Source organism: Solidesulfovibrio aerotolerans, assembly GCF_009856865.1.
Lineage (GTDB): Bacteria > Desulfobacterota > Desulfovibrionia > Desulfovibrionales > Desulfovibrionaceae > Solidesulfovibrio > Solidesulfovibrio aerotolerans.
In genome coordinates, this window is sequence record NZ_WVUD01000001.1 from 366,053 (window position 1) to 379,465 (window position 13,413).

At 63.6% G+C, this 13,413-nt stretch carries 11 protein-coding genes and 1 tRNA gene; 9 read left to right on the top strand and 3 right to left on the bottom strand.

Translation table 11 applies throughout. The annotated features are described in order from the left end of the window. Positions 1 to 58 precede the first annotated feature (58 nt). Positions 59 to 961: a DMT family transporter gene (locus tag GTA51_RS01590; RefSeq protein ID WP_160958095.1), complete on the top strand. Its 903-nt coding sequence runs from the start codon at positions 59 to 61 to the stop codon at positions 959 to 961. A gap of 67 nt (positions 962 to 1,028) precedes the next feature. Here GTA51_RS01590 and GTA51_RS01595 read toward each other — a convergent pair whose 3' ends face one another. Both GTA51_RS01595 and GTA51_RS01600 read right to left on the bottom strand, forming a co-directional pair. After that, positions 1,029 to 2,435 carry a LysM peptidoglycan-binding domain-containing protein gene (locus GTA51_RS01595; RefSeq protein ID WP_160958097.1) on the bottom strand — a complete coding sequence of 469 codons (1,407 nt, stop codon included), beginning with the start codon at positions 2,433 to 2,435 and terminating at the stop codon, positions 1,029 to 1,031. A 137-nt stretch (positions 2,436 to 2,572) separates the two neighbouring features. Then, positions 2,573 to 5,119, bottom strand: a complete 2,547-nt coding sequence (locus GTA51_RS01600; protein WP_160958099.1) for a heavy metal translocating P-type ATPase — start codon at positions 5,117 to 5,119, stop codon at positions 2,573 to 2,575. Positions 5,120 to 5,242: 123 nt separating this feature from the next. Here GTA51_RS01600 and GTA51_RS01605 point away from each other — a divergent pair, with 123 nt between their 5' ends. Beyond that, positions 5,243 to 5,608, top strand: coding sequence for a hypothetical protein (locus GTA51_RS01605; RefSeq protein WP_160958101.1), 366 nt, complete (start codon positions 5,243 to 5,245; stop codon positions 5,606 to 5,608). Between the two features lie 111 nt (positions 5,609 to 5,719). On the opposite strand, the gene GTA51_RS01610 is transcribed toward GTA51_RS01605, so the two are convergent. Then, positions 5,720 to 5,796, bottom strand: a tRNA-Pro gene (locus tag GTA51_RS01610). Between the two features lie 170 nt (positions 5,797 to 5,966). Between GTA51_RS01610 and GTA51_RS01615 the strand changes: the two genes are divergently transcribed. The 7 genes from GTA51_RS01615 to GTA51_RS01645 form a co-directional block, all read left to right on the top strand. Then, positions 5,967 to 7,082, top strand: coding sequence for a chemotaxis-specific protein-glutamate methyltransferase CheB (locus GTA51_RS01615; protein WP_160958102.1), 1,116 nt, complete (start codon positions 5,967 to 5,969; stop codon positions 7,080 to 7,082). A 32-nt stretch (positions 7,083 to 7,114) separates the two neighbouring features. Continuing rightward, positions 7,115 to 9,037 carry a HEAT repeat domain-containing protein gene (locus tag GTA51_RS01620; RefSeq protein WP_160958104.1) on the top strand — a complete coding sequence of 641 codons (1,923 nt, stop codon included), beginning with the start codon at positions 7,115 to 7,117 and terminating at the stop codon, positions 9,035 to 9,037. Between the two features lie 3 nt (positions 9,038 to 9,040). Further along, positions 9,041 to 9,919, top strand: coding sequence for a CheR family methyltransferase (locus GTA51_RS01625; RefSeq protein WP_160958106.1), 879 nt, complete (start codon positions 9,041 to 9,043; stop codon positions 9,917 to 9,919). 44 nt (positions 9,920 to 9,963) lie between these two features. Next, positions 9,964 to 10,728, top strand: a complete 765-nt coding sequence (locus GTA51_RS01630; protein ID WP_160958107.1) for an AAA family ATPase — start codon at positions 9,964 to 9,966, stop codon at positions 10,726 to 10,728. Then, a complete protein-coding gene (locus GTA51_RS01635) occupies positions 10,725 to 11,435 on the top strand; it encodes a chemotaxis protein CheW (protein ID WP_160958109.1) in 711 nt (236 codons plus the stop codon). Before GTA51_RS01630 ends, GTA51_RS01635 begins: the two co-directional genes overlap by 4 nt. 12 nt (positions 11,436 to 11,447) lie before the next feature. After that, on the top strand, positions 11,448 to 11,816 hold the full coding sequence (locus GTA51_RS01640) for a response regulator (protein ID WP_160958111.1): 369 nt from the start codon (positions 11,448 to 11,450) through the stop codon (positions 11,814 to 11,816). Between the two features lie 40 nt (positions 11,817 to 11,856). Then, the coding region (locus GTA51_RS01645) for an Hpt domain-containing protein (protein WP_211922378.1) at positions 11,857 to 13,413 on the top strand (1,557 nt) is incomplete at its 3' end.

Genomic DNA, 13,413 nt, shown 5'->3' on the forward strand with positions numbered 1-13,413 from the left:
TTGCCGCGCTTTTTTTGCAGGCGCCGCTTCGGAGCGGGGCTGGCCAAAGGAGACCGCCATGCGCAGCACTTCGGTTCGGGCCGACGTCCTTTGCCTGATTACCGCCCTGATCTGGGGCTTTGCCTTTGTGGCCCAACGCCTGGGTATGGACCATATCGGCCCCATGGCCTTTAACGGCATCCGCTTCGCCCTGGGCGCGGCGGCCTTGACCCCGCTGGCCTTGCGGTCCATGCGCTATCCGCCGCCGGCCCCGTTTCTGGCCGGTGCCAAGGACGGTTTTCCCTGGCTTGGCGGGCTATTGGCCGGTGCAATGCTCTTTACCGGGGCCACCTTGCAACAGGTGGGGCTTCAATACACCACTGCCGGCAAGGCCGGGTTTATCACCGGCCTTTATGTGGTGCTGGTACCGTTGTTGGGGCTTTTTTTCGGCCAACGCGCGGCCCGCGGCGACCTGGTCGGGGCCGTGGCTGCGGCTGTCGGGCTCTATTTTCTGTCTGTCACCGAAGATTTCACCCTGGCTCCGGGCGATGGCCTGGAGCTGATCGGGGCGTTTTTCTGGGCCGGCCATGTGCTGCTCATCGGCTGGCTGTCGCCGCGCACCCGGGCCTTGCCCCTGGCCCTGGCCCAGTACGCCGTCTGTTCAGCCTTAAGCCTCGTGTGCGCGCTCCTCTTTGAGGACACAACGCTTGCCGGTATTCGCGGCGCAGCCTGGCCCATTCTCTACGGCGGCCTGCTCTCGGTCGGGCTGGCCTATACCCTGCAAGTGGTGGCCCAGCGCGACGCCAATCCCACCCATGCCGCCATTCTGCTCAGTTTCGAGACGGTGTTTGCGGCTGTGGGCGGGGCCATGTTTTTGGATGAAAGCCTGGGGGCACGCGGGCTTTTCGGCTGTTGCCTGATGTTTGGCGGCATGTTGGCCTCCCAGTTGTGGCCCAAAGCGCCTGTTCGCCCCGGCGCGTAATCCCGCCAGCCCGCACAAAAAAAGCCCGGCCGAAGCCGGGCTTTTTTTGTGCCACTCGCAACCTGCCTTACTGACAGAGCTTTTCCTTTTTTACACTTTCCAGCAGTTCGCAATCTCCCAGGCTGCAGGCCTTTTGATAGTCCTGGCACATGGGGGCGTATTGCTTCAGATGCAGGTAGGTGAACCCCCGGCCCTTGTAATAGTCGGCTTCATTGGGGCCAAGGCTGATGGCCTTGTTAAAGTCCTCAATAGCCTGGGGATAGCGGCCGGACCGGGCCCGGCTTAAGCCGCGCATGGAATAGGCCAGGGCAAAGGAGGGATTCTTCTCGATGGCCTTGGTGTAGTCGTCTATGGCCTTGGGATATTGGGTCGTATAATAGTGGGCGTGGCCCCGGCTGGCGAAATAATCCGCCCGGTTGGGGTTGAGCTTGATGGCTTTGTCGAAAAATTCGATGGCCTTTTGAAACTTGTTTTGCTTGCCGAATTCAATACCCTTTTCAAAGGCGGTTTCCGCCTCGGCCGAGTCGCGGGTTTCCGGCACGGCCGGCGTGGGATCAGCCGGTTCCGGGGTGCGGGGGGCCTTGGCGGCCGGACGTTCGGGGATGGCCTCCGGCTCGTCTTCGGGCGCGGGCTGGCGGGGTGCGGTGTCGCTGGCTTTGCTTGAACCGGCCGGAACGACCAGTTTTTGGCCGTCATGCAGTTTTTTGCCCATGTCCGGGTTAAGACGGGCCAGCTCTTTGACGCTGATGTGGTAACGCCGGGCCACCGAATCCGGCGTTTCGTGCCGGCGGACCGTATGGGTGGCGGTGGGTTCCTGGGGTTCGGCCGCCGGTTTTTGCGCCTTGGCTGCGGGCTTCTCGGCGGGTTCGGCCCGGGGGGCGGGCTCGGCCTTGCTCCCAGCGCCGCCGGGCAGGGCGATCTCCTGGCCGACTTGCAGCTTGTTGGCGGAAAGGCCCTTGTTGGCCTTGAGAAGGTCGGCGGTGCTCAATCCATGCTTGGCAGCGACGGAACCCAGGGTGTCGCCTTTTTTGATCGTATAGGCGGCGGCTGTGGCTGGAGCCGGGGCAGCGGAATGGGGGGCAAGGGTCTTGCGTTCCCTGGCCATATCCCGGGCCTCGGCGGCGCGCTCCTTGGGCGAGAGTGGCTCGACTTTGGGCGCAGTCTTTTCTTTTTTGGCGTCCCGGGCCGGTTCCTGCTCCGGCGACTTTTTGTCCGAGGGCTTTTTCTCCTGGGGCTTGGCCTCCGGTTTGGCTGGCGCGCTGCCAGGAAGGACCAGGGTATCGCCAATGAGCATTTTGCTGGGCTTCAGGTTCTTATTGGCTTTGAGCAGTTCGTCCACGGAGATATTGTGCTTTTTGGCAATACTCTGGGGCGTGTCGCCAGCTTGGACAGTATAGGCGCGGGCTGTGGCCGGCACGCACAGGGTCAGGCCAAGGCAGATCAGAGCGACAGCAGAAACAAAAAATCGAGGCATATCACCACCTTGCACTGTCAGATTCTGCGGAGAATCGTTTGGCGTGAATAAATTTGAAGTTTTCTGTTTAGACTACCTCGGCCCAAGGGGCAACGTTTTTCCAAATGTGAAAGATTACAGTAAAATGAACATTATGTTCATGTTCGGGGCTGGCTCGGGACAAACTGTCCGGCCTCGTCGGCGGGCTTCTCGGAAAACCCTTTTGGGCTGAAAAAACGCAGGCGCAGGGCGTTGGTGACAACGGTGAACGAGCTGAGCGCCATGGCCGTGCCGGCGATCATGGGGTTGAGCGTCGGGCCGCCAAAGAGGTGCAGCGCGCCGGCAGCCACGGGGATGCCGATGGTATTAAAGGCAAAGGCCCAGAAGAGGTTTTGCTTGATATTGCCGATAACGGCCCGGGACAGTTCCAGGGCAGCGGGCACGCCGCGCAGGTCGTTGCGCATAAGGACGACGTCGCAGGATTCGACGGCCACATCGATGCCCGACCCCATGGCCATGCCGAGGTCTGCTGCGGCCAGGGCCGGGGCGTCGTTGATTCCATCGCCGACCATGGCGACCTTTTGGCCGGCAGCGGTCAGGCGGGCCACTTCAGCCGCTTTGCGCTCGGGCAGGACGCGGGCGATGACGGTTTGGATGCCAAGCGTACGGGCCATGGCCCTGGCCGTGCGTTCGTCGTCGCCGGTGAGCATGACCACGTCGATGCCGCTTTGTTGCAGCCCGGCCACCACGGCGGCAGCTTCGGGGCGCGGGGTGTCGGCCACGGCCAGGACCGCGGCGGGGGCACCGTCGAGGGCGAGATGGACCACGGTTTTGCCGGCGTCGGACAGGGTGGCGTCGGCCGCGGCCAGGGTCGGGTCGGCGGGAATACCTTCTGCGCGCAAAAAGGCCGCCGTGCCAATAAGGACGGTGTGGCCGTTTATGCGGGCGCGAACACCGTGGCCGGGCACGGCTTCGAAATGATCGGGGGTGGCCAGAACGCTATTTTTGGCCGCCCCGGCCTTCGCGATGGCTTTGGCCAGCGGATGCTCGGAGCGGGCTTCGGCGGCGGCGGCCATGGCGAGCAGGGCGTCGGGATCATGCCCCGGGGCCGGGACGACGTCGGTTAAGACCGGCGTGCCGTGGGTAAGCGTGCCGGTTTTGTCAAAGACGACGGTGTCGATGTCCCCGGCGATTTGCAGGGCGGCCCCGGATTTGACCAGGATGCCCAGGCGCGCGCCCCGGCCGGTGCCGACCATAATCGAGGTGGGCACGGCCAGTCCCATGGCGCAGGGGCAGGCGATGACCAGGACGGCCACGAAGATGCGCAGCGAAAAGGGCAGTCCGGCCCCGCCGATAAAAAACCAGCCAAGTGCTGCCGCTGCGGCCACGGCCATAACCGTTGGTACAAAATAAAAACTGACCGTGTCGGCCAGATTGGCGATGGGGGCTTTGGAGCCCTGGGCCTGCCGCACCAGGGCCACGATACGGGCCAGGGTGGTGTCCTGGCCGACGCGGCTGGCCCGCACGATGACCGCCCCGGTGGTATTCTGGGAACCGCCGGTAACGGTGTCGCCGTTTTTTTTGGCCACGGGCATGGCTTCGCCGGTGAGCATGGCTTCGTCGATGCGGGTGGTGCCGTCGATGACGACGCCGTCGGTGGGGACGCGCTCGCCCGGTCGCACCAAAAAGGTGTCGCCGGGTTCGAGTTCGTCCAGGGGCACAATTTCCTCGACCCCGTCACGCACCACGGTGGCGGTGTCCGGGGTCAGGCGCAACAGGGCCGCAATGGCCCCGGAGGTTTTGATCTTGGCCGAGGCTTCCAGGTATTTGCCAAGGCTGATCATGGCGAGAAGCACGCCGGCCGATTCAAAATACAGGTCCATGGCCCGGCCGACCGGATTGGAGCCGGCCAGGATGAGGACGAGGTTGGCCAGACTGTAGGCCAGCGCCGCGCCGGTGCCCAGGGCCACGAGGCTGTCCATGTTGGGGCCGCCGCGCAAAAGGGCCGGAATGCCGTCGCGGTAAAAGCGCCGGCCGAGCCAGACGATGGGAGCGGTCAGCGCCAGTTGGGCCAGGGCGAAGGTGGCTGGCGAGGCGTCGGGATGCAGGAAATGGGGCAGGGGCAGGCCCAGCATGTGGCCCATGGACAGGATGAGCAGGGCAGCGGCGCAGGCCAGGGCCGGAATGAGCTGGCGGCGGGCTGCGGCCAGTTCGGCCTGGGCCTGGCGTTGGCGCTCGGCCAGACGGTCACCCGAGGGGCTGGCCGGGGTCGTGGCGAAGCCGAGGTCGGCTACGGCCTGGCGGATTTGCCGGCGGGACAGGACGGCCGGATCAAAGGTGAAGCGCCCGGATTCGCCGGGCAGGTTGACCACGGCGGTGACCATGCCCGGCAGTTTGCCGGCCACGCGTTCGATACGCGTGGAGCAGGCGGCGCAGTGCATGCCGGCGATGGCCAGATCAAGGACGGCGTGTTCGGGCGGGGGCGGGCCGAGGGAAAAGCCGAGATCGGCCACCCGGGCGGCCACGGCGTCCAGGGAAATGATTGCAGGATTGAAATCCAGACGCAACGAGGCGTCGGCCAGGTTGACGGCAGCCGCGTCAACACCTTCCATGGCCCCTACCACGCGTTCGATGCGCGCGGAGCAGGCGGCGCAGTGCATGCCCGAGACGGGAAGGGTGACGGTTTTGGCGGGAATGTGCGTCATGCGGCATAGTAATCCCCGAAGCGGAAAGTGCAAGTCGGCCGTAGTGCAAGCCTGGGAGGCGCTGGCAATTGGCGTCAGGGCAGGGTATAGGGCGCTAGGCGAGAAGCCAAAGGAGTCCGGGACATGCACGCAGACACGCTGGCCCCTCTGTGGGAGGGTCAAAACCGCGAGCCCAACCGCTGGGAGCGGCTTCGCAATGTGTACGAGAAACTGCGTCTGGTTCTGGATATGCCGGGACTCAGTCTCGGCGGTGTCGATGACTTGCTGGAGCAGTTGGAACAGCGTCTGAGCGAGGCGACACTGCTTTTCCCGGAACCGGATTGGCTGGACGAAGACGTTTCCGGCCCCGAGGGTCTGGAGCGCTACTGCGCCAATCATATGGGGGCGTTGCTCGATGTGCTGGTGCAGGCCGTGGAGCAATTGGCCGAAGAGCGGGCCAGGGAACTGGCTCTGGGGACGGGTGGAACCCGTATCGGCACCGGGGAGTGAAAAAAGTCGTTTCGCGACGCGCTTCGCCGCCCTGGCCCGGTCGCAACCCGCATGACAAGCGCCGGGGAATGAAAAAAGGGGTCATGCTTGCGCATAACCCCTTGAACTATCTGGTCGGGATGAGAGGATTCGAACCTCCGGCTTCTGCGTCCCGAACGCAGCGCTCTACCAGGCTGAGCCACATCCCGTCGTGAGACAAAGGCTTCTAGAGCATCCCGCGGGGTTTGGCAAGTACAAAGTTCGGTTGTCAGAATGCAAAGAGTCATCTAATCATGACCAAGGGGACGGGCCGCCCGATTGGGGCTTCGCAGAGAAGCCAGCCGGGTGACCCACGTTATGCCGCCTTCAGGAGTGATGCGTGATCAAGGTAGTGGTCATCGACGATTCGGCCTTCATGCGAAAGGCGCTGAGCACCATGCTGTCCAAAGACCCGGAAATCGAGGTCGTGGCCACAGCCCGTGACGGCGAGGAAGGCTTGGAAATGATCCGCCGGCACCAGCCCGACGTGGTCACCCTGGATATTGAGATGCCCCGTATGGACGGGTTGACCGCCCTGCGGCACATCATGATGGAGATGCCCCGGCCGGTGCTCATGGTCAGCTCCCTGACCTCGGAAGGGGCTGAGGCTACGCTGAAGGCCATGGAACTTGGGGCTGTGGATTTTATTCCGAAACAACTTTCCAAGGTGTCGCTGGACATCGTTAAGATCGAAGACGATCTGCGGGCCAAGGTCAAACTCATCGCCCGTCGGCGCATGAGCCACCTGTCCCGCTCCCCCCTGGCCGGCCGGGTGCGCGCTGCCACTGCGGCACCGGCTGCCCAGACATCGTCGGCCGGTGCCGCCCCGGCTGCGGACCGGCCGGAACGGGCGACCCGGGCCACCCGGCCCGGCGGTTCCCAGACCCGCGATCTGGTGGCCATCGGCGTCTCCACCGGCGGGCCGCCGGCCGTGCAGAAGGTGCTGTCGTATCTGCCCCAGGATTTTCCCGCCGGCATCCTCATCGCCCAGCATATGCCGGCGGCTTTTACCGGCCCGTTTGCCAAGCGGCTGGACAGCGTGTGCCAGATCACGGTCAAAGAGGCCGAGGACGGCGAACGGTTCCAGCACGGCGTGGCCTATGTCGCGCCGGGTGGCAAGCATCTGCGCATTGACCAAAAGATCAGCCGCATCGAGGTGCGGGTGGTGGAAGAGCCGCGCGAAGCGTTGTACAAGCCATCGGCTTCGGTGCTGTTTGAATCGGTGGCCGCTGGCGTTGGCCGGCGCGGGCTTGGTGTGGTATTGACCGGCATGGGCAGCGACGGCCTGGACGGCATGCGAGTCCTTAAGGCCAAGGGCGGGCGCGCCCTGGCCCAGTCCGATTCCACCTGCGTGGTCTATGGCATGCCCAAGGCCATCGTGGACGCCGGGCTGGCCGATGAGATTGTTGATATCGACGACATGGGCGAAATGATCCTGCAAAACCTTTATAAATGACCGTTCCCGCACGGGACGGCCTAGGATGCGGCATGGTGGACAGCAACGACTTGTGCCAGAGACTTGGCAGCAACGATCCTGATGTGCTGCGCGACGCCGCCTATGACGCCGGCGAGTCCGGCGCTCTTGAGGTCGTACCGCTTTTGGCCAACCTCTTGTGCACGCACAATCTCGGTGTACAGGAAGCGGCGGACCGGGCGCTGCGCAAAATCGGCGGCAAGGAAGTCGTAGCCGCCGTCAAACCACTGCTGCGCTCCGATGACGCTCCGGCGCGCAACGCCGCCATGGACATCCTGCGGGCCGTGGGCGCGCAGGATTTTCCGACTTTGCTCGAACTGCTCCACGATGCCGACCCCGACATTCGGATTTTCGCCTCCGACATTCTGGGTTCCACCGAAAGCCGTCTGGCCGTGAGCCCGCTGTGCGAGGCGCTGCTCAAAGACCCTGAAGTCAACGTCCGCTATCAGGCCGCCGTGAGCCTGGGCGAACTGGCCTTTGCCGAGGCCGCCCCGGGCCTGGGCAAAGCCCTGGGCGATGAGGAGTGGGTCCAGTTCGCCGTCATCGAGGCCCTGGCCAAGATCCGCGACGCCGCTTCCGTCGGGGCGCTGGTCAAGGCTTTGGATAAGAGCACCGATCTGGTGGCCTCCATGATCGTGGACGCCCTTGGCGAGATCGGCAACATCAAGGCCGTGACCATGCTGCTCAAACGCATGGACGCAGCCCCCGGGGTGCTGCGCAACAAGATTGCCAAAGCCGTGGTGCGTATCCTGGGCGGCAAGGCCCTGTCGCTTTTGTCTCCGGTCGAGCGCGACCGGTTTCGCGGCTATCTGCTGGCGGCCCTTGGCGACGACGAGGACGATGTGCAGGACGCGGCCGTCTCCGGCCTGGGCTCTGTGGGCGGCGACGACGCGGCCGAAGCGGTTTTGGCCCATGCCGCCCGTCTGGATCGCGAACACCACCCCGAACGCTACGACCATGCCGTGGTTGCGTTGCGCGAGATGGGGCTGACCGAGGCCTTGGGCCGGGCCTTGCGGGAAGGCGTGGCCGCAAGGCGTGGCGTGGCCCTGGATGTGCTCGCCGGCCTGCCCTGCGCCGAGTGCCCGCGTTTGCTCATCGACGCCTTTCCCGCCCTGCCCGAAGCGTTCCAGCCGGCGGCGGCCAAGGCCCTGGCCGGCATTGCCGGAGCGGATGCGGTGGATTTTTTCCTGGAGTTGCTGGACAGCACCAACGAAGCCGTGCTGCTTGAGGCCGTGGCCTATCTCGGCGGCGGCATGCAGGTGGACGCTGCCGGCGAGCGGCTTTTCGCCTTGCTCGGCCATCCTTCCGACACCGTCAAGGAGGCCGCACTCGATGCCTGCGTGGCCATCGGCGGAGCGGTTCTGGACGGCCGGTTTCGGGAGCTGGCCCAAAGCGACGACCCCATGGACCGGCTTATGGCCGTGTATGCCCTGGGCCGCATGGGCGTTGGCGACCACATGGACATCATCCGGGCGGCCCTGGCCGACGAGATCCCGGATATCCGCAAAATCGCCCTGGAGACCCTGGCCGATTCCTGCGGCCATGACGAGGCCAGCTTGAAGCTCATCGTCAGCCGGCTGTCCGATGACAATCGGGATGTGCGGCTGGCTGTGGTGGAAGTGCTGGGCGGCTGTGACAGCGACAAGGTGCTGCCGTATCTTGAGCAGGCCCTGCTTGACAGCGACGACTGGGTGCGCATCCGGGCGGTGGAAGCCCTGGGGAATCGCGGCGAGCGCGAAAGTGTGCCGCGCCTGCGCGAATTGGCCGGGGATGCCAGCAAACTTGTGGCGCTTAAGGCTGTTGAGACGCTTGGCGAAATCGGCGGCCCGGATGCCTTCCAGGCTTTGTTGGGGCTTATTGCCAGCGACGACCCGGAATTGGCCGGAACAGCTGAGACGGCCATTGCCCGACTGCAGGACGAGCAAGGGGAGCGCTAGTCCATGACCTCGCTTTTTTCCAAGACGATTTCCCTGCGCAAGGAGCTCAAAATCTCCGATGCGGAGTTTTCCCAACTGCGGGATTTTATTTACGCGCAGTCGGGTATCTATGTGGCCGACAACCGCAAGTACCTGGTGGAAAACCGGCTGGCCACCCGCATCAAGGAACTCAACCTCAAGAGCTTTGCCGAGTACCATGCTTTTTTGCAGTACGACGCCGGACGACGCCAGGAACTCAATCGCCTTTTTGAGGTGATTACCACCAACGAGACCAGTTTTTACCGCAATCCGCCCCAGCTCAAAGTCTTTCAGGACATGGTCCTCAAAGACGTGCTGGATAAGCTCAAATCCCTGCGGCAAAAGCGCTTGCGCATCTGGTCGGCCGGTTGTTCCACGGGTGAGGAACCCTATACCATCGCCATCATTCTGCACGAGGTCTTGCGCTCGGAGATTGCCGGCTGGGATATCCGCATCACGGCCAACGATCTGTCGGAAGCCGTGCTGGCCCAGGCCCGGGAAGGGGTGTACAGCGAGTACAGCCTGCGCACCACGCCCAAGGAAATCGTCGCCCGCTATTTTATTGCGGACGGGGCCAATTTCAAGCTCAAGCCCGAAGTCAAACGGCTGGTGAGTTTTGGCCAGATCAACCTGAGCGACCGCGTGCAGCTTAAACGCGTAGAACGTTCCCACATCGTCTTTTGCCGCAACGTCATCATCTATTTCGATGATGAAATGAAGAAAAACGTCATCACCGCCTTTTACGACAATTTGCTGCCCGGCGGCCAACTGCTCATCGGCCATTCGGAATCGTTGCACAACATTTCCCGGGCCTTTCGACCCAAGCACTATCCCGGGGCAATTATCTACAGCAAAGAGGAGTAGCAGGGGATGGCGTCAGGGGCGACCGCGCGGTCGCAGGAGTTGCGGTGGCCCGAATCCTGGCAATAGCCAATCAAAAGGGTGGCGTCGGCAAAACAACCACAGCCTTGACCTTGGGTGCCGCGTTGGCCCGGCTGGGGCGGCGGGTGCTGGTCATGGACCTCGATCCCCATGGTTGTGCCTCGGCCCATCTGGGCGTTTTTCCCGAAGGGCTCACCGCTTCAGCGGCAGATGTTTTTCTGGCCGAAGACCCCTTGGCCGTGGACTGGAGTGCTGTGATCCGGGTGCCGGGGCAAGCCCCGTTCGATCTGGCCCCCAGCCATACCCGGCTGGCGGATTTGGACATGGACTTAAAGGACCGCAAAGGAAAAGGCGTGCTGTTGCGACAAGCGCTGGACGCAGGACCGGCCTACGACCATGTGCTGCTCGACTGCCCCCCCCACACCGGGGTGGTGCTGGTCAACGCCCTGGTGGCCTCGGATCTGCTCATCATTCCGATCCAGACGGATTTTTTGGCTTTGCACGGGGTGCGCCACCTCTTTGACACCATGCGGGCGCTCAACCGCGTCCTGCCCCGGCCCATCGCCTATCGGGCCTTGGCCACCATGTTCGACCGGCGGGCCAGAGCCTGCACCCGGGTGCTGGAACTGTTGCGCAGCAAGTTTAAGGAGCGCATGTTTGCCACGGTCATAGGGCTTGATACCAAGTTTCGCGAGGCCAGCGCCGCCGGCAAGGTGGTCCAGGAACTGGCCCCGGAGTGCCGGGGAGCCGGCGAATATGCCAGACTGGCCGAGGAGGTCGCTGTTCTGTGAGTCCGAGCCTGGAGCAATATTTCGAGGAGCGCGTGCTCTTGCCCGAGCAGGGCGGCACGGCTTTTTCCGATGCCGAGCGGGCCTTTTTAGCGCGCTACATGGGCGAGGATTTCGAGGCCGCCCTGGACCGCCAGGGCTTGTCCCGGCCGGCGGTGGTGGAATCGATTACCGGCGAACTGGCCCCGGCCCGAGGACCGGACCGTGCGGCCGGGCCGGGGGCGGACCCGGACGCGGACCCGGACGATGACGCGGCCCTGGAAGCCCGGCTGTGCGAGGCCCGGGAGGTCAAGCTGGTGGGTTTTCGGGTGGCCGGCCAGGAACTGGCCGTGCCCATCGCCCAGGTCCAGGAGGTCATCCGGGCCATGCCGCTGACCCGTCTGCCGGCAGCGCCGCCCCATATCGCCGGCGTGACGAATTTGCGCGGACGGGTGGCACCCATGGTCGATTTGGCGAAAATCATGGATTTTTCCAGTCCCAGCGGCGAGAATCGGTTCATCATCGTCTGCCGCGGCCGGGGTATGCTGGTCGGGCTGTTGGTGGAAGCCATCGCAGCCATGCATCAGGCGGCAGGGCAGGACATTGAATGGGGTGTGGAGGCCCGGGTGGGAGTGGCCTCGGATCTGGTTTCCGGCCTGCTCAAGGTCGGCGACGGTCTGGTGAAAATCCTCTCCGTTGACAGCCTGTTCCAAAAGGTTTTGAAGAGTTGAGGAGGAAAAGGGATGCCAAAGCATATCCTTATTGTGGATGATTCCAAGACGGTGCGCAATCTTGTGGCGTTTATCATGCGCAAGGAAGGCTTTAAGGTCACAGCGGCCGAGGACGGTCTCGACGGTCTGGAGAAGTTGTACGTCGATTCGCAGGTGGATCTTATCATCACCGACATCAATATGCCGCGCATGGATGGTATCACCTTTATCAAAACAGTCCGTGAACAGGACAGTTACCGTGATATCCCCATCGTCGTACTGTCCACCGAGGGCGAAGACCGCGACATTCACGCCGGGCTGTCCATCGGGGCCAATCTGTATATGGTCAAACCGGCCCAGCCCGAAATTATGGTACGCAACGTCAAGATGCTTTTGGGATAACGTCGGCGACACGTCAGATTAAACGCCGCGAGGTGCCTTGATGAGCCAGGATTTCATGGATCCGGAATTGTTTGCCGACTTTATCGTCGAAGCCAAGGAGCACCTCGAGACCATCGAGCCAAACCTCCTGGAGTTGGAGCGAAATCCCGGCAATTTAAGCCTTTTAAACGATATTTTCCGGCCCATGCACTCCCTTAAGGGTGCCTCGGGCTTTTTGGGCTTAAACGCCATCAACGGTCTGGCCCATAAAGCGGAAAACATCCTCGACGAACTGCGCAAAGGCAACATTCCCGTCAATCCCGAGATCATGGACGTCATCCTCTCGGCCACGGACATCCTGCGCACCATTATCGAGAACCTGGAGCAGACCGGGGTCGAGGGCGAAATCGACACCACTCCGGTCATTGCCCGCATCGCCGTGCTGCTCGACGGCGGCCCGGCCGTTGCGCCGGCAGCACCCGCCATGCCCGCTGCCGCTGATTTCCCGCCCGAGGACGAACCAGCCCCCAGGGCCGAGCCCGAGCCCGCGCCCGCCCCAGAACCTGAGCCCGCGGCCCCGCCGCCGGCGGCAAAGCCGGCCCAGCCCCTGGCGGCCAAGACCATCATCAATATCGAAGATCTGCCGCCGTATCTGCCCGATCCCTACCCGCTCACCTCCATCGGTGAAGGCCATATGGCCGATTTCATGGAGGAAGCCCGGGAAATCATTGAGCGCCTCAATGCTGCGCTGCTCGAACTGGAAGCCACTGGCGACGGGCCAAACGAAAGCATCAACGATATTTTTCGCTATTTCCACAATCTTAAGGGCAACAGCGGCATCATCGGCCACAAGGAATTAAACGGCCTGACCCACGAAGCCGAAACGCTGCTCAACCGGGTGCGCAAGGGCGAGATGGTCGCCACCCCGGCCATGGTCGATCTGCTCCTGGCCGTGGTCGATCAGGTCGAAGCCCTGGTCACCACCATCGATGCAGCCACCAGCATTGCCGTGCCCCAGGACATCCGCCCCTTGGTGGCTCGCCTGAAGCAGGCCAGCGAAGACGGCTACGTGGCGGAACCCGAATCCGCCCAAGCCGCGGATGAGCCCGAGCCCGAGCCCGAGCCCGAACCAGCACCCGAACCCGCGTCCGAGCCTGAGCCGGTCCGGCCGACTGCCACGGACGCAGCACCCGTGGCCCCGGGCTACGATCCGGAAGACGTGGCCGTTTTCGAGTCCACCATCGACCAGCAGCTCCTGTTTATGACCCAGGCCCTGGCCGGGCTGAACGAAAATTCCGAATCCAAGGAAATGGTGGACGGCCTTTATCGGGCGCTCGTCACCATCCAGAACTCCTCGGGCTACATGGGCCTGACTGATTTAAAGGTCCAGGCCGAACGCACCGCCGGTCTCGTGGACACAGGGCGCAAACAAGGGCTGCCCTTTGAACTGCTGCTCGACATGCTGCGCCAGGAATGTTCCATCCTGGGCGACATGATTGCCTCGGCTCTCGGCAAGCTGCGGGCCGGAACCGGTGCCCCGGCCGCCGCCGCAACCGCCGAGTTGCCCCAGGCCGAGCCCGCGCCCGCGCCCGCGCCGGCTCCGGTCGCCCAGGCCCAG